Source organism: Halorubrum sp. PV6, assembly GCF_003990725.2.
In the GTDB taxonomy this organism is placed as follows: domain Archaea; phylum Halobacteriota; class Halobacteria; order Halobacteriales; family Haloferacaceae; genus Halorubrum.
The window spans coordinates 1,862,354-1,887,696 of the sequence record NZ_CP030064.1; the positions used below are offsets into that span (position 1 = coordinate 1,862,354).

The 25,343-nt window shown below is 70.0% G+C and carries 25 protein-coding genes; 14 read left to right on the forward strand and 11 right to left on the reverse strand.

The annotated features are described in order from the left end of the window. Positions 1 to 125: 125 nt before the first annotated feature. On the forward strand, positions 126 to 1,037 hold the full coding sequence (locus DOS48_RS23210; RefSeq protein WP_127117983.1) for a DUF106 domain-containing protein: 912 nt from the start codon (positions 126 to 128) through the stop codon (positions 1,035 to 1,037). Between the two features lie 84 nt (positions 1,038 to 1,121). On the opposite strand, the gene DOS48_RS23215 is transcribed toward DOS48_RS23210, so the two are convergent. The 4 genes from DOS48_RS23215 to DOS48_RS23230 form a co-directional block, all read right to left on the reverse strand. Further along, positions 1,122 to 2,921: a PAS domain S-box protein gene (locus tag DOS48_RS23215; RefSeq protein WP_127117984.1), complete on the reverse strand. Its 1,800-nt coding sequence runs from the start codon at positions 2,919 to 2,921 to the stop codon at positions 1,122 to 1,124. Between the two features lie 151 nt (positions 2,922 to 3,072). Beyond that, complete coding sequence (locus tag DOS48_RS23220; RefSeq protein WP_127117985.1) at positions 3,073 to 4,437, reverse strand: MFS transporter; 1,365 nt, start codon at positions 4,435 to 4,437, stop codon at positions 3,073 to 3,075. A gap of 122 nt (positions 4,438 to 4,559) precedes the next feature. Then, positions 4,560 to 5,240 carry a helix-turn-helix domain-containing protein gene (locus tag DOS48_RS23225; protein WP_127118884.1) on the reverse strand — a complete coding sequence of 227 codons (681 nt, stop codon included), beginning with the start codon at positions 5,238 to 5,240 and terminating at the stop codon, positions 4,560 to 4,562. Between the two features lie 59 nt (positions 5,241 to 5,299). After that, positions 5,300 to 6,202, reverse strand: coding sequence for an alpha/beta fold hydrolase (locus DOS48_RS23230; protein ID WP_127117986.1), 903 nt, complete (start codon positions 6,200 to 6,202; stop codon positions 5,300 to 5,302). A gap of 155 nt (positions 6,203 to 6,357) precedes the next feature. Here DOS48_RS23230 and DOS48_RS23235 point away from each other — a divergent pair, with 155 nt between their 5' ends. Both DOS48_RS23235 and DOS48_RS23240 read left to right on the forward strand, forming a co-directional pair. After that, positions 6,358 to 7,332, forward strand: a complete 975-nt coding sequence (locus DOS48_RS23235; RefSeq protein ID WP_127117987.1) for a S49 family peptidase — start codon at positions 6,358 to 6,360, stop codon at positions 7,330 to 7,332. Continuing rightward, positions 7,329 to 8,402 (forward strand): DUF4350 domain-containing protein, encoded by a 1,074-nt coding sequence (locus DOS48_RS23240; RefSeq protein ID WP_244629328.1) that lies wholly within the window; start codon positions 7,329 to 7,331, stop codon positions 8,400 to 8,402. Before DOS48_RS23235 ends, DOS48_RS23240 begins: the two co-directional genes overlap by 4 nt. Before the next feature lie 42 nt (positions 8,403 to 8,444). Here DOS48_RS23240 and DOS48_RS23245 read toward each other — a convergent pair whose 3' ends face one another. Next, the gene (locus tag DOS48_RS23245; protein WP_127117988.1) at positions 8,445 to 9,188 is read right to left on the reverse strand and encodes a molybdopterin-binding protein; all 744 of its coding nucleotides are present in this window, start codon (positions 9,186 to 9,188) and stop codon (positions 8,445 to 8,447) included. 94 nt (positions 9,189 to 9,282) lie between these two features. Between DOS48_RS23245 and DOS48_RS23250 the strand changes: the two genes are divergently transcribed. The 4 genes from DOS48_RS23250 to DOS48_RS23265 all read left to right on the forward strand — a co-directional run bounded on the left by DOS48_RS23250 (position 9,283) and on the right by DOS48_RS23265 (position 13,730). Next, a complete protein-coding gene (locus tag DOS48_RS23250; RefSeq protein WP_127117989.1) occupies positions 9,283 to 11,733 on the forward strand; it encodes a penicillin acylase family protein in 2,451 nt (816 codons plus the stop codon). Continuing rightward, positions 11,730 to 12,107 (forward strand): hypothetical protein, encoded by a 378-nt coding sequence (locus DOS48_RS23255; protein WP_127117990.1) that lies wholly within the window; start codon positions 11,730 to 11,732, stop codon positions 12,105 to 12,107. The genes DOS48_RS23250 and DOS48_RS23255 overlap by 4 nt, the downstream gene beginning before the upstream one ends. Before the next feature lie 75 nt (positions 12,108 to 12,182). Then, positions 12,183 to 13,019: a hypothetical protein gene (locus DOS48_RS23260; RefSeq protein WP_127117991.1), complete on the forward strand. Its 837-nt coding sequence runs from the start codon at positions 12,183 to 12,185 to the stop codon at positions 13,017 to 13,019. Positions 13,020 to 13,103: 84 nt separating this feature from the next. Next, positions 13,104 to 13,730 (forward strand): class I SAM-dependent methyltransferase, encoded by a 627-nt coding sequence (locus tag DOS48_RS23265; RefSeq protein ID WP_127117992.1) that lies wholly within the window; start codon positions 13,104 to 13,106, stop codon positions 13,728 to 13,730. A gap of 43 nt (positions 13,731 to 13,773) precedes the next feature. Here the strand turns inward: DOS48_RS23265 and DOS48_RS23270 are convergent, their stop codons facing one another. Beyond that, on the reverse strand, positions 13,774 to 15,087 hold the full coding sequence (locus DOS48_RS23270; protein ID WP_127117993.1) for an MFS transporter: 1,314 nt from the start codon (positions 15,085 to 15,087) through the stop codon (positions 13,774 to 13,776). A gap of 205 nt (positions 15,088 to 15,292) precedes the next feature. Between DOS48_RS23270 and DOS48_RS23275 the strand changes: the two genes are divergently transcribed. Then, positions 15,293 to 16,330, forward strand: a complete 1,038-nt coding sequence (locus DOS48_RS23275) for an NAD(P)/FAD-dependent oxidoreductase (protein WP_127117994.1) — start codon at positions 15,293 to 15,295, stop codon at positions 16,328 to 16,330. Between the two features lie 85 nt (positions 16,331 to 16,415). Here the strand turns inward: DOS48_RS23275 and DOS48_RS23280 are convergent, their stop codons facing one another. Further along, positions 16,416 to 16,691 carry a hypothetical protein gene (locus tag DOS48_RS23280; protein ID WP_127117995.1) on the reverse strand — a complete coding sequence of 92 codons (276 nt, stop codon included), beginning with the start codon at positions 16,689 to 16,691 and terminating at the stop codon, positions 16,416 to 16,418. Positions 16,692 to 16,933: 242 nt separating this feature from the next. Here DOS48_RS23280 and DOS48_RS23285 point away from each other — a divergent pair, with 242 nt between their 5' ends. The 5 genes from DOS48_RS23285 (at position 16,934) to DOS48_RS23305 (ending at position 20,152) form a co-directional block, all read left to right on the forward strand. Continuing rightward, the gene (locus DOS48_RS23285; RefSeq protein WP_127117996.1) at positions 16,934 to 17,338 is read left to right on the forward strand and encodes an abortive infection protein; all 405 of its coding nucleotides are present in this window, start codon (positions 16,934 to 16,936) and stop codon (positions 17,336 to 17,338) included. 106 nt (positions 17,339 to 17,444) lie between these two features. After that, a complete protein-coding gene (locus tag DOS48_RS23290; protein WP_127117997.1) occupies positions 17,445 to 17,744 on the forward strand; it encodes a hypothetical protein in 300 nt (99 codons plus the stop codon). Positions 17,745 to 17,880: 136 nt separating this feature from the next. Continuing rightward, positions 17,881 to 18,801 (forward strand): DNA adenine methylase, encoded by a 921-nt coding sequence (locus DOS48_RS23295; protein WP_127117998.1) that lies wholly within the window; start codon positions 17,881 to 17,883, stop codon positions 18,799 to 18,801. A gap of 86 nt (positions 18,802 to 18,887) precedes the next feature. Further along, positions 18,888 to 19,337 carry a universal stress protein gene (locus DOS48_RS23300; RefSeq protein WP_127117999.1) on the forward strand — a complete coding sequence of 150 codons (450 nt, stop codon included), beginning with the start codon at positions 18,888 to 18,890 and terminating at the stop codon, positions 19,335 to 19,337. Continuing rightward, positions 19,337 to 20,152, forward strand: coding sequence for a DUF63 family protein (locus DOS48_RS23305; RefSeq protein ID WP_127118000.1), 816 nt, complete (start codon positions 19,337 to 19,339; stop codon positions 20,150 to 20,152). Before DOS48_RS23300 ends, DOS48_RS23305 begins: the two co-directional genes overlap by 1 nt. A 71-nt stretch (positions 20,153 to 20,223) precedes the next feature. Here DOS48_RS23305 and DOS48_RS23310 read toward each other — a convergent pair whose 3' ends face one another. From DOS48_RS23310 to DOS48_RS23325, 4 genes are all read right to left on the reverse strand, one after another. Next, complete coding sequence (locus DOS48_RS23310; protein WP_127118001.1) at positions 20,224 to 20,706, reverse strand: DUF456 domain-containing protein; 483 nt, start codon at positions 20,704 to 20,706, stop codon at positions 20,224 to 20,226. 119 nt (positions 20,707 to 20,825) lie between these two features. Then, positions 20,826 to 21,407 (reverse strand): DUF2150 family protein, encoded by a 582-nt coding sequence (locus DOS48_RS23315; RefSeq protein ID WP_127118002.1) that lies wholly within the window; start codon positions 21,405 to 21,407, stop codon positions 20,826 to 20,828. A 152-nt stretch (positions 21,408 to 21,559) separates the two neighbouring features. Continuing rightward, entirely contained in the window at positions 21,560 to 22,729 is a 1,170-nt protein-coding gene (locus DOS48_RS23320; protein WP_244629329.1) for an SDR family oxidoreductase, read from the reverse strand. After that, complete coding sequence (locus DOS48_RS23325; protein WP_127118003.1) at positions 22,726 to 23,586, reverse strand: TatD family hydrolase; 861 nt, start codon at positions 23,584 to 23,586, stop codon at positions 22,726 to 22,728. The genes DOS48_RS23320 and DOS48_RS23325 overlap by 4 nt, the downstream gene beginning before the upstream one ends. Before the next feature lie 181 nt (positions 23,587 to 23,767). Between DOS48_RS23325 and DOS48_RS23330 the strand changes: the two genes are divergently transcribed. Then, on the forward strand, positions 23,768 to 25,315 hold the full coding sequence (locus DOS48_RS23330) for an ATP-binding protein (protein WP_127118004.1): 1,548 nt from the start codon (positions 23,768 to 23,770) through the stop codon (positions 25,313 to 25,315). Positions 25,316 to 25,343 lie beyond the last annotated feature (28 nt).

Genomic DNA, 25,343 nt, shown 5'->3' on the forward strand with positions numbered 1-25,343 from the left:
GGCCGCGACGACCCGCGTTGCGGACCGGCGATTGCCGCCGTTTCGGTACTGACACCGAGCCTCCAGCTCGCGAGTCGCCGTCGATCCTGCAAGGTTCTTAACTGTCGGCCGACAACCGCACGGTAATGAGCAAGGTCGAAAAACGAGTCCGCTCGCTGGTCCGGAACGACAGCGAGATGCGAGACGCGGTCGAGGTCGTTCTCGACAACGCCACTGACGGGGAGGTCCAGTGGGTCGACGTCCGCGACAAGATCACGAGCGGTCAGTGGGGCCGACTCATCGAGAAGGAGGTCCTCATCGACGGCGAGGTCGGCTTCGCGCTCGCGGACCGAGACGGGATCGAGGCGGGGCTGACAGACGACGACGGCGACGGGGGCGGCAGCGACATCGAGACCCCGGAGACGACCACGTGGACCAAGTGGGACAAACTCGCCGGCGTCGCGACGCTCGGCGCGTTCGTCGGGTACGCGGTCAATCCGGTTCGGAACGCCATCGCCGGCGCCTTCGACTTGGTTCTGGGGCCGCTTCTCACCACCGTTCCCTTCTACGCCGTGATCATGGTCATCGCGCTCGCGACCGGCCTGTACTCCACGCTGTTGCGCGCGGGGCTCATGGACATGGAGAAGATGGGCGCCTACCAAGAGCGGATGAAAGACATCCAGGAGCGTCGGAAAGACGCCAAAGAGCGCGACGATCAGGCCGAACTCGACGCCATCCAAGAAGAGCAGATGGACGCGATGGGCGACCAGCTCGGCATGTTTAAAGAGCAGTTCCGCCCGATGGTGTGGATCATGTTCCTGACCATCCCGGCGTTCCTGTGGATGTTCTGGGTCGTCGGCTACCGCGGTTCCGAGGCGACGTACCCCGGCATCGCCGCCGAGAATCTGGTGGTACCCCTCGCCGGGAGCGTCACGTGGGACACGGGAATCGTCGGTCCGATGCAGATGTGGATCGTCTGGTACTTCCTGTGCTCGATGGCGTTCACCCAGCTCATCCAGAAGAGCCTCAACATCGAGATGTCGCCGTCGGCGTCGTAACGCCGCTTCGACCCGCCTTCGACGGTCGAGAACTGTTTTCGCTCGGCCACCACACTTCGCACACTCTCTTACGACGCGGACCCGCTACTCGCCGGACTCGTCGGCGAGGGTAATCTCGAACCGCGCGCCGCCGTCGGTGCCCTCCGTCGCGCGAACGTCCCAGCCGTGAGCCGAAGCGATCTGGGCGACGATACGCAGCCCGAGGCCGGTGTCGTCCCCGGCGGGTGACACGTCGCCGCCGAACACGTCGTCGCACGCGTCCGCCGGCAGCCCCGGCCCGTCGTCTTCGACGTAGAACCCGTCCGCGAAGTCATCGACGGTGACGGTGACGTCGTCGCCGCCGTGTTCGACCGCGTTCCGGAACAGGTTCTCCAGCAGCTGCGTGAGCCGGCTTCGGTCGGCGCGGACCGTCCGGTCGACGGGCGCTCGGATCGCCGCCTCGGCGGTATCGACGTTCCGCCAACTGGCCGCGGCGATCTCCGCGAGGTCGACTGGTTCCGTCTCGCTCACGTAGTCGCCGCCGCGGGCCAGCGTCAGGAGGTTCTCGATGAGCTCGTCCATCCGCGTGAGCGCGCGGTCCATCGGGTCGAGGTGGTCGCTGTCGCACTCCTCGCGAAGGAGTCGCAGCCGTCCCTCGGCGATGTTCAGCGGGTTGCGGATGTCGTGTGAGACGACGCTGGCGAACTCGTCGAGTCGGTCGCGCTCCGCCTGGAGGCTCCGCTCCCGCTCGTGCTGCGCCGAGATGTCCCGGCTGATCACGACGAATCGGTCGCCTTCGCCGCTGTCGAGCCGACGGATGTGGATCTTCGCGGGGAACGTCGTCCCATCGCGGCACTGGTAGGTGCCTCCGATCTCCCGACGCTCTCCGACCGCCATGTCCGTCCAGAGCGTGTGCGCCTCGTCGGGGCTGATCGTCTTGTCGATGTCCCAGACGTTCATGCCGACGAGTTCCGACTCCGCATAGCCCAGTTTCTCGCACAGCTGCGCGTTGGCGTCGAGGATCGCGCCGTCGCTGTCGTGGACGTTGATCATGTCGGGGGAGTCTTCGTACAGCGCCTCGAGGCGGCTCTTCGTTCGTTGGAGTTCGCGTTCTCGCTCCTTCTGTGCGGTGATATCGGTGATGAACCCCTCTAGGGCGTCCAACTGGCCGTCGTCCGCGTACACCCCGCGTCCCCGCTCCCACATCCACTTCCTCGCGCCCGCTTTGGTGACGATTCGATAGCTCACCTCGAAGGTGCCGTCCGCGGAGAGCCCCTCCTGTACGGTCGTCCACATCGCCTCTCGGTCGCTCGGATGGAGGATGTCCTCGCCCCACAGCAGGTCGTCGCTTTCGATCGCGTCGGCGCTGTAACCGGTGAGCTCCTCGACGTCGCCGCTGACGGTCTCCATCGGCCACTCGGGTTCGTTCAGACAGCGGTACACCATCCCAGGGAGGTTACTGATGAGCGTCTCCAGCCGTCGCGTCCGTTCCTGCGCGATGTGGCGCGACCGGTTCGCGTCGACGGCGTTCTGAATGCGGTTCGCGAGCAACGCGTACTGGTCGGTGTTCCGCTTCTTTTGAATGTAGTCCGTGACGCCGGCCGAGATGGCGTCGCTCGCGACCTCCTCGCTGCCCTTGCCCGTGTAGAGGATGAAGGGGAGGTCGGGGTGCGTCTCGCGGACGGCTTCGAGAAACTCGATCCCGTCGTGGCCGGGCATGTCGTAGTCTGAGACCACGCAGTGGAACTCCGCGGCGTCGAGGCGGTCGAGCCCCTCGGTCCCGCTCGTCGCGGTCGTCACGTCGAACCGCGCGTCCTCGCGCTCTAAGAACGCGGCGGCCACCTCCGCGAAGTCGGGCTCGTCGTCGACGTGGAGAACGGCGATCGAGTCAGGTTCCGCGTCCATCTGAGCCACCAACTACCAGTCGGTCGTTCCTCGCAAATATAAATCCGGTGGCGGTTCGCTCTCCGGTCCGGTGGCTCCGGTCCGCCCGCGTCGGCCTCAGGCGTCAAGTCGCCCGCGTCGGCCTCAAGCGTCCGGTCCGCCCGCGTCGGCCTCAGGCGTACGCCTCGAACTCCTCGCCGAAGACCAAGAAGTACCCCGTCCCGACGAGGCCGATGGCCGCGGCGACGGCGAACGCGACCCCCGGACTGACGAACGCCCAGAGCGAGCCGCCGACCGCGGCGCTCGGGATCACGAGCGTGTTCCGCAACAGGTAGTACGTCCCGGTGACCCGCCCGCCGGCCCCCTGTGCCGCGGGCCCGACGATGAGCGCCTTATGCGAGGGGAGGCCGGCGAACCGGAGCCCCGAGAACGCGAAGACGAGTCCCAGCGTCCACTGGACGGGGACGACCGGAGCGAGGAGTTCGGGGCCGTAGACGAGAGCGACGGGAAACGCGCCGTACACGAAGAAGCCGAGCGCGACGACCGGCTTGAGCCCGACCCGCTCGGCCAGCTTCGCGGCCGGCGCCATCGTGAGCAGCGCGACCGTCATCTCGACCCCGAGCAGGTAGCCGAAGAACGCCTGCGGCGAGAGGTCCACCGCGTACGAGACCGGACCGACCCCTATCGTCGTCTCCACGCCGGCCGCGAACACCTGCGTGACGACGAGCACGAAGAAGACGTACACCATCCCGTTCGCGAACCGGACGAGGGTGTCGCCGATGAGCAGGGGTTTCAGCGGGTCCGGCATCTCGTGGAGGTCGGAGCGGATCTGTGAGACGCCCGCGAAGCGCCCGCCGCCGACCGTGTCGCCGCTCGCGTCGTACAGGACGTGTTGGGCGAGCGTGCCGACGACGCCGAAGGCGACCGCAGCCGCGAGCGCGTACCGAAAGCTCACCGTGAACGACGGGTGGAGGTCGATGAGAAACGCGGCGAGGACGGGGCCGATCAGGAACGCGGTACGCCGGAACGTCTCGGTGCTCGCGAACCCGGCCGCCAACCGCGACGGATCGGTCGCCTGCTTGACCACGGCGAAGGTGGCGCCGAGGCCGAACGACTTCCACGCCTGCGCGAGCGCCAACCCGACGAAGACCCAGATCCACGGATCGAGCGTCACGCCCGCGACGGTGACGGCCCCGAGGCTCGGCGCGATGACCCAGACGGCGAAGCCGGCGGTCGAGAGCAGTCCGAAGAGCGTCAGCGCGTAGCGCGAGCCGAGACGGTCGGACACCGCCCCGCCGGGATACGGGTACAGCGCGGAGATGACGTTCCCGAAGGTGCCGAAGAGGCCGACGACGAACCCGGACGCGCCGAGCGCGACCAGGTACTCCGGGAGGAACCGGCTCGTCATCTGGAAGCCGAGGCTGAAGGCGAACATCGCCAACGAGACCGCGAGCACGTCTCGCTCCAACGCGAAGAACTGACGAAACGTCGCTAACGGGCCCGTGTCGTCCGAGTCGGCGGCGGGTTGCTTGCTCATTAGCGGGGGACGCCGCGTATACGGTGGTGTTCGCTTGCGAGGGCAAATAGGTACCGTGGGTCTCGGTGTCAAACGGCCGACGGCGACCGCAACTCACGCGGCGCGAGAGGGGGATCCGCCGATCACCGCTGTGGCAGCGGGCCGGAGCCCCCGTCGCCCCCGGCCCGCTCGACGAACGCGCGGATCACCGCGGCCTCGGCTTTGCGGACCAGTTCGCCCGCCGTGCTCGTCGAGCAGTCGAGCGCCGCCGCCACGTCGGCGGTCGTCCCGCCGCGAGGCACCGCGTAGTACCCCGCCTCGACCGCGGCCTCCAGCGCGGCCCGCTGACGGTCGGTGAGCCGCGAGGGCGACGCCGTCCGTTCGAACTCGTGGGCGCGCTCGATGGTGACGTCGGCGAGGTCGGCAAGGGCCTCGCGGAACGCGCCGAGGGCCGTCGATTCCCCGACCGCCTCGAACCGCACGTCCCCGGACGCTCCGAAGACGACCGGGGGGAGAAACACCACCCGAGCGGCCGCGACCGTGTCCAAGACCGCCGGCGCGAACTCGTACTCGTCCTGCCGGAGGAAGGCGTACGTCCCGTCGCCGTCCTCGACGAGTTCGCTGGCGACGACCGAGTCGACGGCGCCGACGACGGACTCCGTCGCGGCCGCGTCCGCGTCACACCAGAACAGCGTCGTCGCGTCCGCCGTCGGGCTCCACGTCAGCAGTTCGGCGCGGGTGACCGGGCCGGGGGCGATGACCCGCCGGTGAAGCGGGTGGACGAGTCGGTCGGGGTACGTCGCCGAGAACTGGACGCGTTTCATGCCCTCGACGAGGGCGTTCGCGTCGTCGATTTGTAAATCCGTGTGCCCCCGGCGCGCGGTCACGCCGGCGACTCGCCCGCGCCGAGGATCGCGGGAACGGCGCGCAAAAGCGTCTGGAGGTGGTCCGCGTCGTCGAACTCCTCGAGTCGGGCCGTCCGGAGCGCCGCCGCGAAGCGCCGAACGCCGCCGATCGGGACGTTCGCGTCGTCGGCCCCGTGCCAGAACCGCACCGGCGCGTCTATCGTCCCGAGATCCACGTCCCAGTCGGCCGCGGCGTGGCGGAACTCGGTCACCGCGCCGCTGCGGTGTCGGGAGAGCGCTTCGAGGAAGTCCTCCCGGACGAGTTCCGCCGCGCGGTCGGACACCGCGTCGCTCGGGTCGCCCGTGGTGTACTGGCTCGCGACGAACGAGGGGCCGCGTCGCGTCGCGACCCACCGCTGTGCGCGAAGCAGCGCGCCGAGCGCCGGCGGCGCCGTCGAGCCGAGCGCGCTCAACGCCCGCTGGACGGCGGGACGCTCGGCCGCGTACTCCGGCGGGGTCACGCCCGCGACCACGTCCACGCGCGCTGTCCGGTCCGGCAGCGCGGCCGCGGCCGCGAACGCGCTCGGAGCACCCCCGGAGAAGGCGACGATCCGGGCGGTGTCGACCCCGGCGTGGTCGAGTACGGCGCGGACGACCCGCGATCCGTCCGCTATCGTTCGGTCGGGCCACGGCGCCGACAGGCCGTATCCGGGTCGGTCGGGAGCGACGATCCGGTGGTCGGTGTCGCGGGCGAGCGCGTCGAAGAGCGCCGCGAGGCGCCGCGAACCCGGCGTCCCGTGTAGAAACACGACCGGGTCGCCCGTGAACGGCCCGTACTCGGCGTACGCGAGGCGGCGGTCGCCCGTCACCGTGGTCGTCGCGGTCCGCGGGTCGGTTCGCGCCGACGACCGGTCCGCGTCGAGAGTCGTCTGTGCTGTCATCGTCGGAAACGACGGGCCCGCCGCCGGTGGGGCTGGTGGCGGATGCGTCCGGCAGTTTATAAGTAAGCGCCGCCCGCCGGCGCGCTGACGCGTTCGATTGCTGCGAGCACTGTCCAAAGATTTTATGCGGTAGTTGTCGGAAATATCACGCGGTAATGTCATTAGACAAGCCCTCCACGGCCCTCACGTCACGGCAGCAACTCGCTGTCGTCGTGTTGGCCGCGGCAGTGGTCGGCGCCGTGCTCGCTCCCAGCGTGTACGCGGCGACCAACGACCCAGAAGACACCGTCGCCGTCGTCGAAATCGAAGGTCCCATCAACACGGCCCTCGCCGACGACGTCGAGAGCGAACTCTCGGAGATCCGCGCCAACGACTCGGTCGGCGCGGTGGTCCTCAAACTCGACACGCCGGGCGGCGCGCCCGTCGCCTCCGAGCGGATGTACAAGGCGGTTCAACGAACGAGCGAGGAGATGACGGTGATCGCGAGCGTCCAGTCGATCAGCGCCTCCGGCGGGTACTACGCCATGGCCCCCGCAGACGAGATATACGTCCTGCCGACCTCGACGGTCGGGAGCATCGGCCTCAACGCGCCCGCACCGCAGACGCGAGCGCCGACGATGGGGCCGAGCGGTCCCGACAAGACCGGCGGCAACGAGATCCAGGGCTGGGCCCGCCAGCAGACGCTCGCCGACACGTTCATCGACGCGATGATGGCCGAACGCGGCGAGGAGTTCCAGATCCCGCGCGAGGAGGTCGCGAAGGCCGACGTCTACCTCGGCACCAAGGCGATCGAGAACGGCTACGCCGACGAGATCGGCTCGCTGCCCGAGGCGATCCACGCCGCGGCCACCGCGGAGAACCTCGGCGAGTATCAGGTCGACACCCGCGAGACGGGGCCGGACACCGGCCTCCCGTTCCTGTTACGCACCGACACACAGGTCGTCGCGGTCCACGCCAACGACCCCGGCTACGGTGAGGTCAAACCGATGGGCCTCACCTACGTCCACCTCGACGCCGTCCCGCACGTCGAGACGGTCGAGCGGTTCTCCGAGGACGACCTCGCCGCCGACGGCGGGGCCGACGCGACGGGGAACGCCACGGCGCGGCTCGCCGGAGGTGTCGGCGCGTGACCGAACTCCGCACCCTGGCGGTCGCCTTCGTGGTGACGCTGGCGACCGTGACCGGCGGCGCGGCGCTCGCGGGCTACGTCACCGCCGACGGCGCCGCCCCCGCGCCCGAGATCCAGAACGACCACTACGTCGACGGCAACGCGGTCGCGAACGACACGCCGGGGCAGGCGAACGTCGAGATGGAGTCGACGGTCCCCTCGCGAACAGTCCTCGTCGACCCCGGCGTCGAACCGAGCGGCGCGGCGCCCACGGGGCTGCTCGGGCTGCTCGGCTTCGGCAGTTCGGGCGTCGCCGACCGCGACATCCGGCCGCTGGCGAACGCGCTGATCGAGAACGGCCACGAGGTCGGCGTCTACGTGCCGGACCCGAACGCGCAGCCTCGCCCCCGCGAACCGGGCGCAGAGCAGACGACGCAGCTCGGCGAGCGGCTCGACGACGCCGACGCGTTCGTGACGTTCCGGACCGACTACGACCAGGCGGAGCTCGACGCGATAGCGTCGTTCGTCGACGACGGCGGGCGCGTCGTCTTGGCCACGGAGCCGGACGCGGCGTTCGACCAGCCGGGAGCGACCGGGCTGGACGCGACGCTCGGCGTGACGACGGAGCCCGGCTACGTGTACAACATCGCGGAGAACGACCTGAACTACCAGCGCGTCTACGCGACGCCCCCCGAGTCTGACGCCGCGCTGACCGAGGGGGTCGACCGCGCGGTGTTGCCCTCGGCGACGCCAGTCGGGACGACCGTCGGCGGCAGCGACGTGCTGCGGCCGATCGACGGCAGCGAGCTGTCGACGACCCGCGCCGCGACCGACGCGCCCCTGCTCGTCAGAAACGACGGCGTGGTGGTCGTCGGCGACAGCGACTTCCTCTCGCCCGAGAACGCCCAGCGCGCCGATAACGACGCGCTGATCGGCAACCTCGCCGACTTCCTCGTGACGAGCGAGCGCACCGGGACGACGGCGACCGAGACCGGAGCGACGGGTGATTCCCCGACTTCCGGACAGTCGGGCGACGAGTCGACCGCCGGATCGTCGAGCGACGAGCCGACGCAGAACCAGACGACCGGATAACTCGCGCCGGCGGCCGATTGGCCGCGATCCGCCTCGGCTTTTTTATTCCCAGTTCCGTCGCACCGGCGTCTCGCTGGCGTTCGCGTGGTCGAGCAGCCACGCCGCGGCCGCGTCGAGCGCGTCGTCGTCGGTCGCGGTCACCTTCAGCCGGTTGTGTGCCGCCTCGCGGTCGGGGTAACAGCCGACGGCGACGTCGAAGCGCTCGCCCGCCGTCTCCAGCGCGGGGACGATGTCCGACTCCGGTTCGACCGTGTAGAGGAACCGCGACCGCCGGTCGCCCGCGAACTCGTCGGCGACCGACTCGAACATCGCCTTCAGCTCCTCGGGGATGCCGGGCATGACGTAGACGCCCTCGACGACGCACCCCGGCGCGAGGCCGGGGTCGTTTAAAAGCGGGCGGCTCCCGACCGGGATCGCGGCCTCGGCCTCGACGTCGACATCGACCTCGCTGTCGGGGAGTCGCTCGCGGATCGCGGCCAAGTGGTCCGTGACCGCCTCGCGCGTGAGGTCGGTCGCCGCGAGGTCGCGGTCGAACGCGTCGGCGACCGCGTCCATCGTCACGTCGTCGGGCGTGCCGCCGATGCCGCCGGTGACGATGACGGCGTCGAACGCGTCGGCGTACGCGCGGACGCGCTCCGCGATGACTGACCGGTCGTCCGGGACCGAGAGGATCCGCTTCACGGCGACGCCCCGGTCGCTCAGTTCCGCGGCGAGCCAGTTGGCGTTCGTGTTCACCGTATCGCCCGCGAGCAGTTCGTCGCCGACCGTGAGCAACGCGACTTCCATTAGGTGTTCGCACGGCCGGCGCACGGATGTGCGTTTCCCGTCTGCCCCCGCCCTCATCGAAATAATAATGAGGTATCGACGACTGTGTGAGACGGTGACAAGAGACACTACGCGCCGTGCGGTTCTCGCCGCCGCGCTGGCCGGCGGAACCGGCGGGCTCGCGCTTTCCTCCGCGGCCAACCTGCTCGACACGTTCGCGCCGCTCTCCGGCGAGGCGTGGGCGGCGGCCGACCGGCCGCGCCCGGAGACCGTGCCGAGTCCGCACGGCGACGCCGCGGTCCGGGTCGACGAGTACGGCGTCCCGCACGTTTCGGCCGACGACGAGACGGCCGCGTACTTCGCGGTCGGGTACCTGCAGGCGTACGACCGGCTCTTCTCGATGGACCTCCAGCGGCGGCTCATGCGCGGGCGGCTCTCGGAGGCGGTCGGCGAGGCGACCGTCGAGAGCGACGAGTTCCACGTCGCGATGGGATTCGCCGAGGCCGCGGAGGCGACGTGGGAGCTCGTGCGCGAGACGCCGGCCGGCCCCCTCGTGGAAGCGTACGCCGAGGGGGTCAACGCCGCCATCGACGCCGAACCCCTCCCGCTCGAGTTCACCCTGGTCGGCCACGAGCCCCGGCCGTGGACCCCGGTCGACTCGATGCTCATGGAAAAACAGATATCGTGGACGCTCACCGGGGACTTCTCCGAGCTCCGGCGCGCGCTCGTCGCTGACCGGCTCGGTGCCGACCGCGCCGCCGCCCTGTTCCCGCGCCGGCTGGACCACGACTCGCCGATCCTCGACGGCGACGAACGGCGGTTGGGCGGCCGAGAAGCCGGCAGCGCGGCCGACGAGCCGCCGACATCGACTTCGGGAGCACCGCCCGTCGACGCCGACCTGACTGCGTGGCTCTCCGGCTTCGAGTCGCCGACCGGCGTCGGGTCGAACAGCTGGGTCGTCGCGGGCGAGCACACCGAAAGCGGGAGTCCCATCGTCGCGTACGACCCGCACCTGTCGCTGATGGCGCCGCCGCTGTGGTACGAACAACACGTCGAGACGCCCGAGCGGTCGGTTCGGGGGGCCACGTTTCCGGGCGTCCCCTTCGTCATCGCCGGCGCCAACGACCGCGGAACGTGGTCGTTCACCAACGTCGGCGCCGACGTGCTCGACTGCTACCGCTACGAGGTCGACGAGGCGGGCGAGCGCTACCGCTACGACGGCGAGTGGCGCGCGTTCGACACCGAGACAGAAACGATCCCCGTGTCGGGCGGCGAGGACCGCGAACTCGAACGAAAGCGGACGATTCACGGTCCCCTGATCGAACGCGAGGGGCGCCGGGTCGGCGTCGCGTGGACCGGCCACACCGCGACCCGCACCACGGTCGCCATCGACGAACTTGGGCGCAGCGAGGGGTTCGACGACGCGCTCGAAGCCACCCGGAAGTTCGACCTCCCGACGCAGAACCTCGTGTACGCCGACGCCGACGGCCGCACGATGTACTACGCGACCGGGAAGCTCCCGATCCGCCGGATCGACGGTGAGGTCGTGGCCGGCGACCGGATCTTCGACGGCTCCGCCGGCGAGGGGGAGTGGTCGGGGTTCGAGCCGTTCGGCCGCTCCTCGTGGAACGGGTTCGTCCCCTTCGAAGAGAAGCCCCACGCGATCGATCCGGACGTGCTCTCGACGGCGAACCAGCGGGTGATCGACGACCCGCGGCACTACGTCGGCGTCGTGTACGCGACCCCCTATCGCGGGTCGCGGATCGCCGACCGACTCGAAGCGGCGGTCGACGGCGACGAGCCGATAACGCCGGCGTTCAACCGGGAGCTACAGCGCGACGTGCGCGACGGGCGGGCGGCCCAGTTCGTGCCCGACCTGGTCGCGGCGGTGGCCGAAGCGGATGGCGGAGGAGATGACGCGAGCGCGTCGAGCGAGTCCGCATCAGCGCGCGCGGTCGACGCGGCCGAGACGCTCGACGCGTGGGAGTATCGGATGGCGGCCGACTCGCGTGCCGCGCTCGTGTTCGCTCGGTGGCTGGATCGCTACCGGGATCGGGTGTTCGGCCAATCGTTCGACGCGGCCGACCTCGACGAGACCTATTATCCGAACGACTGGGTGCTCGCGAGGCTGCCCGACGACGACCCGCTCTTCGACGACCGATCGCGGGCGGCGATCATGGTCGCGGCGCTAGAGGAGGCGCTGGACGAAATCGACGAGGCGGGCTGGGAGACGTACGGCGACTGGAACTCCACGCGGGCGATAACCCACCCGTTCGGCGGCGAGGCGCCCTTTTTAAACTACGAGGAACTGCCGGCCGACGGCTCGCCCGCGACCGTCATGAACTACCGCGTGGACGACGCGGTGGGGTCGAGTTGGCGGATGGTCGTCCGGCCCGGCACCGACGCCACGGCGGTGATACCCGGCGGCAACTCCGGCGACTACTTCTCCGACCACTACGACGACCAGCTCCGTGCGTGGCTGGCGAACGACCAGAAGGCGATGTCGCTCGATATCGAGGCGGTGGAGGCGGACGAGACCGTCGCGTTCCGAGGTGACTCGTCGTGAGCGACTCAGGCGAACTGCGCGACCGGGTCCGGACCGACCCGCGGACGCAAGTCGTCGCCCTCGCGGTCGCGCTGGCGCTCGGCGTCGCGCTCGCGTCGGTACACTGGCTCGGGTTGATCGCGGCCGGCGCGGCGGCCGCGTTGGTGGCCCCGACGCTCCGGCGCGGCGTCGCCTACGCCCTCGCCGCGGGCGCGCTGGCGCTGGCGACGTTCGCCGTCGGGCTCGGCCCCGCGGCCGCGGTCCTCCCGGAGATGCGCCCTGTCGTCTACCTCACCGTCGCCGGCGCGCTCGGGCTCCCGCTTCTCGGGTCGCTCGCTCGGGGGTCGTCTAGTCGCGGTCGGTCCCGAGGGCGGCGGTCTCCGGAGACCTATTGAGCGGCACATATCGGTCTCGTGGGGGTCGTATCGCTATTATAAGCGTTTACGTGTGCGATCGGCGATCGATGCGGTATGGCAACGACGACCGAGCCGACGGACGGAGGTCCTGGGGTGCTCGACGACGCGAGAGAGGCGCTCCGGGTCGAGCGCCGGCGCGCCGGCGACGAGCGCGAGGCGTTCCGCGCCTTCCGCAGTCGCGTCGCGTCCGTCTCCGCGGAGCCGGTTCGGACCGACGGCGGCGCGGGCCCGGCGACGGGCGGCGGTGGCCCGCTCGGCGTCGCCGCGCCGGGAAGCGCCGCCTCGCCGGCCTCGGGACCGCCCGCGGGCTCCGGGCTTGTCGCCGTGCGGGACGCGTATCAGGAGACGGTGATGTCCGTCCCCCACTACGAGCGCGAGTACGACGACACCTACGAGCGGAGCGTCGCCGAGGAGTTCAGCCCCGAACTCGCGTACGCCCTCACCCGCGGGTCGCGGTTCCACGAGGAGTGTAAGCGGTCGCTGCTCGACGCGACCGAGACCGCGATCGAGGAGCGGGAGCGGTTCGTCGAGACGGTTCGGTCGGAGATCGAGTCGGTCGAGCGGGCGGCCTCGCGGCTCGCCCCGATCCGGAGCGAGGTCGCGTCGACCGAGGACGAGGCGTTCGCGGAGTCCGGGTTCGGGACGCTCGACGCCTACCGCGCCCGCATCGAGGTGCTGGTCGACGACTGCGACCGGATCGCCGCGCGCCGCCAGCGGGAGCTCGCGTCCCACGAGCGCGGCCTCGCGCTCGACGACGACGTCGATCTGCCGACCTACCTCTATCAGGACCTCGCCCCGACGTACCCCGTGCTGGCGACGGTCGGCGCCGTCGGCGACCGACTGAGCGAGGTGAAACGCCGAATCGAGCGCGCGATGGCCGGAAACGCCTGAGCGGTCCGGAGCGCGGCCGGACCGAGGATTCGCCGGGCGCTCGGCGACGACCTCTTTGCGCCGCGCTCCCGATAGACGGTAGCCGTGACGACCGTGCTCTCCGACCGCGACCGGCTGAAACAGGACGACCGCCCCGACGAGACGTTTTATCAGGAGCCGCGCTTCGTCACCCACGCCGACGACGGGTTTTGCGACCGGCTCACGGCGCTGTACGACGACGTGCTCGCGCCGGGCGACCGCGTCCTCGACGCGATGAGCAGCTGGGTCTCACACCTCCCGGCGACGACGTTCGAGCGCGTCGTCGGCCACGGGCTCAACGAGGCCGAACTCGCGGCGAACGACCGGTTCGACGAGCACGTCGTGCGGGACCTGAACGCGGAGCAGACGCTCCCGTTCGCCGACGGCGCCTTCGACGCCGTCTGCTGTGCCCTGTCGGTCCAGTACCTACAGTACCCCGGCCCCGTCTTCGCGGAGTTCGCCCGCGTCCTCGCGCCCGGCGGCGCGGTCGTCGTGAGCTTTTCGAACCGGATGTTCCCGACGAAGGCGATCCGAGCGTGGCGGCTCGCGTCGATGGACGAGCGGGCGGACCTCGTCGAGCGGTATGTGACTGCCGGCGGGCTCGTCGTCACAGACCGGATCACGGAGCGCCCCGAGGCCGACCCCTTCTTCGCGGTCGTGGGCCGGAAGCCGGCGGCCGACGACGCGGAGTGACCCGACCACCCGCGACGGCCGCCGGGCGACGAGCGGTCGATGCTCACTCCGCCGTCGGGCTCTCCAATCCGGAGCCGCTCGGCGGGCGGAGGAGGAACACGGCCAGCCCCGCGGCGACCGCGAGCGCGCCGCCGAGCGCGAAGGTGGGCGTCCAGCCGAGCGTCGCGACGAGGTAGCCGGCGACCGTGCCGGCGAAGACGCCGCCGCCGACCTTCGCGGTGTAGAGGACGGCGTAGTTGCCGGAGGAGTTGGCCGCGCCGTAGTAGTCCGTGAGCAGCGACGGGAAGTAGACGAAGAGCGGCGAGGAGAAGAACATCGCGCCGAGGACGAACGCGACGAAGACGGCGCCGTTCCCCGTCTGGCCGGCGCCGATGAGTCCGATCCGGAAGAGCCCGGCGAGCAGGAACGACCCGGCCATCACGCGCTTGCGGTCGAACCGGTCTATCGCCTCGCCGAGGATCAGCCGCGAGACGCCGGCAGCGACGGGGAGAAGCGTCGCCGAGAGCGTCGCGACCAGCCCCGCGAGCCCGAAGTTCTCGGCGAACCGGACCACGTTCGCGATGACGAGGAGGTCGGCTCCGGCCATCGCGACGAACATCGCGTACAGCAGCCAGAACTGCCAGGTCGAGAGCATCTCCCGCGAGGAGTAGTTGCGGCCGCGGATCGACGCGGCGACCCCCTCGTCGTCCCCGTCGTCCGCGTCGTCGCCGTGGCGGTCTAACCAGTCCGCGGGCGGGTCCTTGAGGAGCAGCGAGCCGACGAGCGTCACGACCAGGATGCCGACCCCGATGTTGCGCAGCACGTCGCTGTAGGCCGCCACGGAGGCGTTCGCGCGGACGTACGGGACGACCAGCGCGCTCCCGGCGGCGAACGCCATCGTCCCCACGCCGGTCGTCAGGCCGGTCCGGTCCGGGAACCACTTGACCGCGGTGTTGACCGCGACGGTGTAGACGATGCCGACGCCGACCGCGCCGAGCGAGTACAGCAGGTACAGCTGCCAGAGGGTCGTCGCGTACGCGAGCCCGATATACCCGCCGCCGGCGAGCAGCGCCGCGAGGAAGGTGAGCGCGCCCGGCCCGCGGCTGTCGCGCCACTTGCCCGCGGGGAACTGCGAGAGCGACTGGAAGACGACGTAAAACGAGAACACGGCCCCCAGCGCCGGCAGCGCGATGTCGAGGCGCTCCGAGAGCGCCGGCGAGATGGACGACCAGACGTACTGGTACGGGCTCACCGCGGCCATCATCCCGGCCGCGGCGACGACCTGCCACCAGCGCGAGAAGCCGAGGACGGCGGCGGCTCGGGCGGCGTAGTCGACGGTGTCGCCGTCGCCGGCCGAGGGGCTGGCGTCGTCAGTCACGGTCTCCCCCGCTCGCGGGGCCAGTGGTGTCGCGGGTCATGTGTGTCGGGGCCGACCCGTCGCGGCCGGCGGGCCGGCGAGGCGTGTTCGGTCGGTCACGACACGCGGGAATAAAACGCGTCGTCGGGGTGGTTCTTGCCCACTCGTCGCCGGCGGCGGCGCGGCCGAGCGACCGATTAAGTGGATGGCTCCCGTGGGTACTGTCGTGACTCACATCGGCATCGTCGGGGCGGGAGCGGGGGCGGCGGCCGCGGCGTTCACCGTCGACGGCGCGGTTCCGGACGCGGACGTGACCGTCTTCGAGAAGTCCGGCGGGCTCTGCGGCCGCGCGGCCACCCGGCGTCACGGCGACCTCACCTACGACTACGGCGCGAACTACCTGAAGTCCGACGACGAGCGCGTCGTCGACCTGATCACGGAGACGGTAGACGACGAGGGACTCGTCGATATCAGCCAGCCGATCCACGTGTTCGACGCCGACGGCGCGGTGTCGCCCGGCCGCGACGGCGACGAGCACAAGTGGAGCTACCGGCGGGGGCTCACGCAGATCGCCAAGCGGCTCTTCGGCGAGACCGACGCGACCGTCCATCGGCGAACTCGGATCGAGACGCTCCGGCGGGCCGGCGATCGGTGGGAGGTCGACGACGCGGACGGCGCGACGTACGGGCCGTTCGACGCGCTGCTTTTAAACCCCCCAGCGCCGCAGACCGCCGACCTGCTCCGGAGCGCGGAGTGGGAGTCGCCGGTCCGCGAGGCGCTCGTCGACGCGGTCGGCGACGTGCCGTACCGCACGATCTGGACCGCCGTGTTACACTACCCGTTCGCGCTCGACGTGCCCTACTACGGGCTGGTCAACACGGACAAAGCGCACCCGGTCGGCTGGCTCTCCCGCGAGGAGTGCAAGCCCGGCCACGTCCCCGACGGCGAGAGCCTCCTCGTCGTGCAGGCGAACCACGAGTGGTCGGTCGACCGCTACGACGCCGACCCGGCCGAGAACGTCGCCGCGCTGGCAGGCCACGCCGCCGACATCGTCGGCGACGAGCGACTGACCGACCCGGCGTGGACGGACCACCAGGGGTGGCGGTACGCGCAGCCGGAGGGCGGCGTCGACCGGGGGCCGATCGACTCGGCGAGACGGGAGGGGCTGTACCTCCTCGGCGACTGGGTCGCCGGGGAAGCCCGGCTCCACGCCGCGCTCGCGAACGGCCTCGACGTCGGCGAGCGAGTCGCCTACGGGATTTAAAAAGAGCGCGCTCGGCCCGGCTCCGATAGACGGCGGCGCACGGCTGTGCGTTCGGACGAGTTGGTGCGAGAAACGGCGTGTCGGCTCACCGGGTGAACCGATATTCGACCGTTCCCAGTCCGGGGAGGGTGACGTGCCCGACGACCTCGCGGTTGACGTGGCGAGCGAGCGAGCGCGCCAGGATTCCGAGAGCGACGAGGCCGGCGAGGGCGACGAGCGAGGCGAGGGGGTACGACACCGCGAGGATCGCTACCGCGACCAGCGCGAGGAACGCGACCGAACCGCGGAGGCTCCCTTCGGGCCCGACGCTGGGGCCCGGCGAGCGACCGACGGACGACGGCCTACCGTTGGTTGAGTGCATACTGTACGATCGGTCCCCCAGCGGTAAATACCTTTCATATTGCGAATATGTTTTGCGAACAGTTGACACGCAACGTCCACCAATATCGTCTGAAACGGTCGTTCATGCGGTGTAAGTCGTACCATGCTACTCGTTCGTACACTTATAAGAAATCTAGTAACTACCGAGCCGACGGCGGCCGGAAGCGAGGCGAGGGGGAGCAAATCGGAGGGCTTCTCCCGTTCGCGCGCGTCCGTTCGGTAATGCCCGAGACACCGACGAGCGGTTGGCGGCGAAACCGCCCCTTCTGGGCGATGGTCGCCGTCGCCGCGCTGTACCTGCCGGTGGCGGTCGTCGCCCGCGCGATGGTCGACCCGGCGTACGCCGCGGAGCGAGAGCGACTCCCGGCGGTCGTCCTCGACGCCGCGGGCACCGCGCCCGCGACGGTCGTCGGCGGGGCGCTGTGGCTCGCGGTCGCCGGCGGGTTCCTCTACGCGTTCGCCGCGGAACTCGACGCGGTCCGCGCCCGGAACGGGTGGGCGCCGCCGGCGAAGGGGTACCTCATCCTCGCCGCGGGGTCGCTGCTCGCGCATCCGGTGGCGGGGGCGCCGCTCGTGTTCCTCCTCGTTCCGGGGTACGTCCTCCACCGCGGGCTTCGGGTCGGGTGAGTCGGCGGCGGCCGGAGCGCGGGCACAGCGCTGGCGACGCCGCTCGGCGGCGATCCGGCCCGTACATTTATTCCGCGCGAAACGAACGGTACAGTAGGAATCGACCATGGTAACGACCGAAAACAGTTCGACCGCGCGTTCGGAGCGCGCCGCGGCGGAGCGCAACCGGGTCCTCGCCGGACTCGCGGAGGGAACGGTCGAGACGGCCGCGGACCTTCGCGTCCGGGGAAGCGCCGAGGAGGTCGCCGACGACCTGCGCGAGGTCCACCTGCCCGCCTTAGAGGAGGCCGGGTACATCGAGTGGGACCGGGACGCGGGAACGATCGAGCCGGGCCCGAACTTCGACGAGGTCGCCGACCACGTCGAGGACCTCCCGTTCCCGGACGGCAGCACCGACGACGACTGACGCCGCGGGGGACGCCTCGCCCGAGACGTTTTTACGACGCCGCGGGGGACGCCTCGCCCGAGACGTTTTTACGACGCCGCGGGGGACGCCTCGCCCGAGACGTTTTTACGACGCCGCGGGTCACTCTCGACATCGCATGGCCGAGCCGATACTGAAGTGGGCCGGCGGCAAGCGCCAGCTCCTCGACGCGTTGTACGCCCGGTTTCCGGCCTCGTACGGCTGCTATCACGAGCCGTTCGTCGGCGGCGGCGCCCTCTTCTTCGATCTGGAGCCCGCGAACGCGAGGATAAACGACGCGAATCCCCGGCTGGTCAACTTTTACGAGCAGGTTCGCGACAGCCCCGACCGGCTGATCGACCGGCTGGAGTCGTTCGACGACCCCGAGAGCGACCCCGACCCGTCTCTGCCGTACGCCGAGGAGACCGCCCGCGGCCGCGACGTGACGAACTACTACTACCAGCAGCGAGCGCGGTTCAACAGCCGGCCGTACGCGGGGACGTTCGACCCGCTCGAAGAGGCGGCGCTGCTCGGCTACCTCAACCGCACCTGTTACAACGGGCTCTACCGAGAGAACGCCGACGGCGGATTCAACGTCCCGATCGGCCGGTACGCGAACCCCGACTGGGTCCAGCGCGACCGGATCCGCCGAGCCAGCGACGCGCTCGCGGACGCGACGATTCGCAACGACGACTTCGACTACGTCCTCGACGCGGCCGATCCGGGCGACCTGGTCTACTTCGACCCGCCGTACGAGCCGATGAGCGCGACGGCGAGTTTCAACGAGTACAGCGCCGCGGGGTTCGACCGAGACGACCAGCAGCGACTGCTCGACGTCGCGGCCGAACTCGACGAGGCGGGCGTTTGGGTCATCCTGAGCAACAGCGGCGTGATGAAGGCGGCGTACGCGGAGGCGGGCTTCCGCGTCGAGACCGAGGGCGCGACCCGCGCGATCAACAGCGACGCGTCGAACCGCGACGAGGTCGACGAAATCGTCGCGACCAACGTCCCGCCGTCGGAGCGCCGGGCGGCGGGGCAACGCGACCTCGCGGAGTACTGAGCGCCCGGACCGCTTCGGGCGCGGGGCGGCGGCGAGGGCGACCGCAGAGGGCGGGCTTTTTGCCCTCCCCCACCGACGAGTGCCGTATGACCGATCTCGACATCGACCTCGTCCTCGTGTCGGTGGACGGCAGCGAGGAGTCGCACGAGGCTGTCGACTACGCGATCGCCGTCGCCACCGAGTACGACGCGAGCGTCCACGCGCTGTACGTCCTCGACGAGGACGTGGTCCGCGGCATCGACCACGGCGTGGTCGACGAGGCCGACATCGCCGACGAGACCGAGGCGTTCACCGACTCGGTGGCCCAGCGCGCGGACGCCGCCGGCGTCCCCCACAGCAACTCGATCGCGTACGGGTTCTCCATGGACGTGAAGACGGTCCACCCCGGTAGCGTCGTCTTGGACACCGCGGAGGAGCTCGAGTCCGACTTCATCGTCGTCCCGCGCGAAGACGTCTCCGGCACCCCCGGCGAGGTGCTCGGGAAGGCGGCCGAGTACGTCCTCCTGTACGCCAGCCAGCCCGTCTTGTCCGTCTGATGGTCGGCGGTCTCCCCATCGTTCCGGAGGGAACGACCCTCCCGCCCGTCCCGTACCTCTTCGTCGTCCTCCTCGCGACGAGCGGCATCGTCGCCGTGCTCCGCCGAGATCGACCGGCGGTCACGGGCCGGCGCGTGGTCGCGCTCGCGCCGTGGATGGCGCTCGGCTCGGCGGCCCACGTCCTCTACGTCCTCGACGCGCTCCCGCCCCTCGTCGCCCCCTTCGCGGGGTCGCCGACGGTGTACCTCTCGGTCGGGGCGCTGGCGGGGGCGGCGTGGCTCGTCGCCGACCGCGTTCAGCCGGATCGGGTCTCGGCGGCCCTCGCGGTCGGCGGCCTGCTCCTCCTCGCGCCCGTCGTCGCCATCGCGGTCGGTCTCGGCCTCTCGCCGGCGGGGACTCGGTGGTCGGCGGTCGCGCTCGTGCTCACGGTCCCGGTCGCCGGCGCCGTCTGGGTCGGCCTGACGCGCTCGCGGCCCGAGACGCGGATAACAGGGGCGGTCGGCGGTCTCGCGCTGTTCGCCCACGCGCTCGACGGCATCTCGACCGCGGTGGGGACGACCCAGCTGGGCTTCGGCGAGCGCACGCCGCTCTCGCGGCTCCTCCTCGAACTGGACAGCCTGCCGGCGATCCCGATACTCGGCGACGGGTGGCTGTTCGTCCTCGTGAAACTCGTCGTTGCGAGCGGCGTCGTCTGGCTCTTCACCTCGTACATCCGCGAGGAGCCGGCCGAGGGGAACCTCCTGCTCGGCTTCGTGGCGGCCGTGGGGATCGGCCCCGCGGCGCACAACCTACTGCTGTTCTCGATCGCCGCGTAAGCGTCCGAGACCCGCGCTTCGGGTCGATTCGCGGGCACCACCGCCGTCAGTCGCGTCCGGCCTCCCGGCGATCAGAGCACGGCGAGCGCGAAGCCGACCGCGACGCCGACCAGCAACACCGCCTGGACGAACGCGCTCGCGAGGACGCCCGTCACCGCGAAGGCGGCCTGCCGGAGCGCGACGCGCGGCTCGTCGGGGTGCTCCGAGAGCCCGACGAGGAAGACGGTGCCGGCCATCCCGACGACGAGGCCGATCGGTCCCATGACGAACAGGAGCGCGATCCCCACGAGCGTGCCGGCGACGACGGTCCGCGTCGACGCGCCCCCGAGCCGCCCGGAGACCAGCCCGGAGAGCACGTCCGCGGCGGCGGCTAAAAGCGAGACGAAGACGAGCGCGAGCAGCGCGACGAGCCCCGGTTCGGCGAAGCCGGTGGTGTACGCGTACCCGACGACGGTGGCCGCGGAGAGGGCACCGCTCGGCACGAAGGGGACGAACGACGTGGCCGCCCACACGACGAGCAGCGCGACGGTGAGTCCGGCCGCGGAGAGAGCCATGGCCGGACCAACGTCGCGAGAGGGGAAAACGATACAGCCCGCGAACCGTCCCGCAACGCGGTCGCGGTGGGTTCGCGGGGTTCGGCGGGCCCGGTCGAAATGCCCGCCGACCGCCCGACTCAGTTCTCTTCTTCGACGACTTCGGGGTCCTCGATGGCCGACTGCAGGGAGTCGAGGCCGTTGACCCACTCGGAGACGAGACCGTACTCCAGCTCTTCGACGAGGTCGATGTCGAGCGCCTCGCCGTCGATGATCCGGGTGCCGGCCTGGACGACGTAGCCCAGGGCGGCGTCGAGGTCCTCGTCGGCCTCGGCGTCCGCGGCCGCGCCGACGAACTCGCTCACGTCGCCCTCGACGACGCCGCCGACGACGTACTCCTCGGCGGCGTAGAAGACGGGGACGAGCGACGTCTGGACGCCGTCGATCAGCATGACCTTGTCCTCGTCGTCGAACGCCACGTCGGCGAGCACGATGTCGCGGACGGAGCGGATCTCCTCGACTGCGCGCTCGTCGTCGATGCGCTCGTCGTCGAGCGCGGCGAGGATCTTGACGACGGCGATGGCGGCGTCGTCCTGCAGGTTCAAGAGGAGCCGCGCGGAGTCCTCGTTTTCGGGGTCTAACTCCTCTTCTTCCAGCCGGTCGAGCCAGTTTTGCCAGCGTTCGTCGGTATAGAACGTTTCAACGGCGTCGTCGTCGGTCATGTACCGTACGTCGCCCGGACTACTCAAATGCCTTTCTTATCGATCGCCGCGCGAGAGGGCGTCTCACCCTCGCGACGGCGGGATTCGGCCGTCGGCGCGTCGGTCCGCGGGCGGCGCGAGCGAGCCGGCGGCCCGGCCCCGCCGTGCCCCGATCACGTCATCGGGTCGGCGCCGACGGCGGGGTTCTCGCGGGCGAACGCCACGAGCCGGTCGGCGTACGACTCGAACCGCGGCACCGAGATGCCGGTCCCGGCCAGCGCCTCGCGGGTGTTCGGACAGCGGTAGCGAGTCGGGTGATCGAAGTAGTCGATCGTCGCCGGCTCCACGTCGACGGCGGTGGCCGAGAGCAGGCTCGCCGCGACCTTCGCGACCGGCTTCGGAGTCGGAACGGTCACCGTCCGGCGACCGGCCGCGTCGGCGAGGGCCGCGACGAACGCCGGCACCGTCAGCGGCGACGGGTCACAGAGCTGGTACGTCTCGCCCGCGGTGTCCGGCCGGGCGCTCAGCGCGGCGATGGCGTCGACGACGTAGTCGCGCGGGACGACGTTCAGTTCGGTGTCGGCCGCGCCGCGGACGGAAAACGCCACGGCGAACCGCTCCGGCTGTGCGAGCAGGAGTCGGAGGAGGTTGTACGGCCCGTCGTACTTGTCCGTCGCGCCGGTCTCGCTGTCGCCGACGGCGATGGCCGGGCGGTACACGGTCGCCGGGAGCCCGGAGGCCATCCGCTCGCGGACCGCGACTTCGGCGCGGTGTTTCGACGCCTCGTAGTGGTTGTTGAACGGCTGTCCCGCTCGGAGGTCGTCGGCGGTGAAGACGCCGTCGTACCGGCCGCTGACGTAACACGTGCTCACGTAGTGGAGGCGCTCGACCCCGAGCCGTTCCGCCGCGTCGAGGACGTGTTCGGTCCCGCGGACGTTTACCGCCTCGGCGAGGTCGGCGTCGACGCTCAGGTCGTAGACGGCCGCGAGGTGGTACACCTCCTCGACGCCCGCGAGCAGATCCGGGTCGTCGAGCGCAGACCCGAGGCCCAGGTCCGGCGCCGTGATGTCGCCCTCGTAGAGGTGGACCGCCGGGGCGCCGGCGTCGGTCGCGGAGCCCTCGGTCCCGGCGTCCGCCTCGCCGACGGCCGACACGATTTCCCGTGCGCGCTTCGCGGCCAGATCGCGGTACTGCGACTGTATCAGACACGCCACGGGGCCGTCGCCGCGAGCGAGGACCCGGCGGAGCAGCGCCGACCCGAGGAATCCGGGGAACCCCGTGAACAGGAGTGTCGGGGGTGCGGCGTCGCCCTCGGCGTCGTCCGCGAGGAGGCGGCCGATCACGGCGAGGGCTCCTCCAGCGTCGCCTCGGTGTCGATGTCGTACACCGAGCGGGGCGTCTCGACGTGCGCGGTGTGAACCGCCTCGTCGTACCCCTCCGCCAGCATCCAGCGGACGCGGCGGGGAACGGTCTTCGGCCCCAACACCATCCCCGGCCTGTCCGGGTCGTCGACGAAGTCGGTCTCCATCAGGAAGGGCTCGCCCGACTCGGCGGCGCGTTCGAGCCGGTCCTTCTCGCTCATCACGCTCGGCGTCGGGCCCGCGAGCCGCCCCTCGGCGTAGTGTTTCACGACGCGCGTCGGGTCGAGTCCCGACTCCTCGGCGACGCTGGCCAGATCGGTGAGGTCCTCGCTGGCCTCGGTGTGGAGCTGGACCGCGCAGTCGCAGGCGGCGCCGAGTTCGAACGCGCGCCGCGTCACGGCGTTCGAGGCGTCCCAGACCGCGTCGCTCACGTCGTAGTGCGGGCGCCCGGACTTTAACGCGAGCGCCTCGCCGTCGGCGACGAACTCGCTCGCGACCTCCAGCCCGCCGCACATCAGGTCGCGGGCGTCCGCGGGCGAGAACCCCCGCTCGTCGACGAGCCGGCTTATAAGTCCAGGGTGGACGCCGAGGACGGGCCACGCCCGGCCCGGCAGGACCTCGTTTGCGGCCGCGACCGCGTCGAGCGTCTCCTCGAAGACGGGCCGGAAGTCGGCCGGTTCGTCGGGTTCGACGCCGAGGTGCCACGACGGTTTGTTCACCACGAGCAGGTGGGTGCCGCCGAGGTGAACGAAGTCCTCGACGGCGTCGATGCCGCGCCCGTGGCGCGGGTCGAGGTGGAGGTGGTCGTCCAGCACCGGCGTCCCGAGGTCGTCGGTCATGCCTGAGGGAGGGGCCGGGCGAGGCTTATAAACAACGGCTGTGCGCGTCGAAGGACGGATCGAGAGCGCGGCGCCGCTCGCGGGGCATTGAATCCGACTACCAGTGCTCGTTCGACGGGGATTGTTGTGTGAGATACTGTCTGATAGAAATGCTAATGCCGGCTCTGGACGTACGAAATCTATGGACGCCGAGGCGTATCGGGCGCAGATCTACGAGATATTTACACCACCTATCGAGGATGTCGAAACACGGATCGACCGGGGGCTCGAGCTCGGAACCGAGTATCTCGACCTCTCGGTCGGGTTCTTCACGCGGATCACCGCTGAGAGCCAAGAGATTCTTCAGGCAGTCGGCGACCATCCGTTGATCCAGCCGGGAGCGAGCTGTCCACTCGATGAGGCCTACTGTCGACGAACCGTCGAACTGGAAAGCCCGCTCGCCATCCAAGACGCCAACATCTCGTCCGCCGTTTCGGAAACGGCCGTTCGAACGTTCGACCTCGGCGCGTACATCGGAGCAAAAGTCAGCGTCGATGGGGTGATCCACGGAACCGTCTGTTTTGCCGACGACGACCCCCGGAACCGGTCGTTCACCGACGCCGAACAGTTCTTCGTCGAACTCATCGCTCGGCTCTCCGGACAGGCGCTCGAACGACAGACGTACGAACGACAGCTCACACGGCGCGAAGAACGACTGAACGAACAAGAAGAGATCTACCGCGCGGTCGTCGATTCGAACTTCGATTCGGTGTTCAGAGCGGACACGGACGGCGTGTTCACCTACGCCTCGGAGAGCGTCCGAGAACTCCTCGACTATTCGCCTGCCGGACTTGTGGGCCAGCCGATCACGATCACCTATCCCGACGCGGAGGCGACCGACTGGGCGAGGGAGAAAATCACGCAGATACTGAACGGAGAGCCGGCCGAGGTCCGCGATTTCCCCTTAGAAACGAAGTTCGGCTCGATCGTGTATTCCGATATTCGCGGCGTCCCGATCTACGACGGGAGCGTCCCCGACTCGCAGCGAACTCCGGACGACATTGTCGAAATCCAACTGATGGTTCGTGACGCGAGCGACCGCCGCCAACGCGAAGGGATGATAAGCGTCATCAACCGGGTGCTTCGGCACAACGTCCGAAACGAGATGGGCATTATCAGGGGGTACGCGGAACTGCTCGCAGACGAGCTGAGCGAAGAGAACGCGGAACGAGCAGACCTCATCTGTGCCGCTGCGACCCGGTTGCTTAACTTGAGTGAATCGGCCCAACAGATCGAACAGAACCGCGACACGTCCAGCGAGTTGGAGCCGCTGGACGTGGTTCCCCTCGTCGAGCGGATCGCCTCGGAGTGCGAACTGCGCTATCCGGACGACTCGATACTCGTGGACGCGCCGGAAACCGCCGTCGCGAAGACGCTCCCGCGCATCGAAACGGCGCTGTTCGAACTCGTCGATAACGCCGCGAAACACGGCGGTGATCCGGCATCGGTCGACGTCGAAATCGAGGAGACGGATCGATGGATTGTCGTCCGCGTGAGCGACGACGGCCCCGGACTGCCCGAGTTGGAACGAGCCATGCTGGTGACGGGCAAAGAGACGCCGCTGGTTCACGGGCAGGGACTGGGACTGTGGCTGACCTATTGGCTCGTGACGACGGTCGACGGCGAGACCGAGGTCCTGGACGCAGACGCCAGGACGGCGATCGAGGTCCGACTACCAACGCCCTGCTGACTCGCCACTCGGCGAGGAGTCTGTCGAC

What these genes read in the sequence shown, in the direction of transcription:
- DOS48_RS23210 (WP_127117983.1), top strand. Translation starts at nt 126, where the DNA reads ATGAGCAAGGTCGAAAAACGAGTCCGCTCGCTGGTCCGGAACGACAGC.
- DOS48_RS23215 (WP_127117984.1), bottom strand. Translation starts at nt 2,921, where the DNA reads ATGGACGCGGAACCTGACTCGATCGCCGTTCTCCACGTCGACGACGAG.
- DOS48_RS23220 (WP_127117985.1), bottom strand. Translation starts at nt 4,437, where the DNA reads ATGAGCAAGCAACCCGCCGCCGACTCGGACGACACGGGCCCGTTAGCG.
- DOS48_RS23225 (WP_127118884.1), bottom strand. Translation starts at nt 5,240, where the DNA reads ATGAAACGCGTCCAGTTCTCGGCGACGTACCCCGACCGACTCGTCCAC.
- DOS48_RS23230 (WP_127117986.1), bottom strand. Translation starts at nt 6,202, where the DNA reads ATGACAGCACAGACGACTCTCGACGCGGACCGGTCGTCGGCGCGAACC.
- DOS48_RS23235 (WP_127117987.1), top strand. Translation starts at nt 6,358, where the DNA reads ATGTCATTAGACAAGCCCTCCACGGCCCTCACGTCACGGCAGCAACTC.
- DOS48_RS23245 (WP_127117988.1), bottom strand. Translation starts at nt 9,188, where the DNA reads ATGGAAGTCGCGTTGCTCACGGTCGGCGACGAACTGCTCGCGGGCGAT.
- DOS48_RS23260 (WP_127117991.1), top strand. Translation starts at nt 12,183, where the DNA reads ATGGCAACGACGACCGAGCCGACGGACGGAGGTCCTGGGGTGCTCGAC.
- DOS48_RS23280 (WP_127117995.1), bottom strand. Translation starts at nt 16,691, where the DNA reads ATGCACTCAACCAACGGTAGGCCGTCGTCCGTCGGTCGCTCGCCGGGC.
- DOS48_RS23285 (WP_127117996.1), top strand. Translation starts at nt 16,934, where the DNA reads ATGCCCGAGACACCGACGAGCGGTTGGCGGCGAAACCGCCCCTTCTGG.
- DOS48_RS23290 (WP_127117997.1), top strand. Translation starts at nt 17,445, where the DNA reads ATGGTAACGACCGAAAACAGTTCGACCGCGCGTTCGGAGCGCGCCGCG.
- DOS48_RS23295 (WP_127117998.1), top strand. Translation starts at nt 17,881, where the DNA reads ATGGCCGAGCCGATACTGAAGTGGGCCGGCGGCAAGCGCCAGCTCCTC.
- DOS48_RS23300 (WP_127117999.1), top strand. Translation starts at nt 18,888, where the DNA reads ATGACCGATCTCGACATCGACCTCGTCCTCGTGTCGGTGGACGGCAGC.
- DOS48_RS23305 (WP_127118000.1), top strand. Translation starts at nt 19,337, where the DNA reads ATGGTCGGCGGTCTCCCCATCGTTCCGGAGGGAACGACCCTCCCGCCC.
- DOS48_RS23310 (WP_127118001.1), bottom strand. Translation starts at nt 20,706, where the DNA reads ATGGCTCTCTCCGCGGCCGGACTCACCGTCGCGCTGCTCGTCGTGTGG.
- DOS48_RS23315 (WP_127118002.1), bottom strand. Translation starts at nt 21,407, where the DNA reads ATGACCGACGACGACGCCGTTGAAACGTTCTATACCGACGAACGCTGG.
- DOS48_RS23325 (WP_127118003.1), bottom strand. Translation starts at nt 23,586, where the DNA reads ATGACCGACGACCTCGGGACGCCGGTGCTGGACGACCACCTCCACCTC.
- DOS48_RS23330 (WP_127118004.1), top strand. Translation starts at nt 23,768, where the DNA reads ATGGACGCCGAGGCGTATCGGGCGCAGATCTACGAGATATTTACACCA.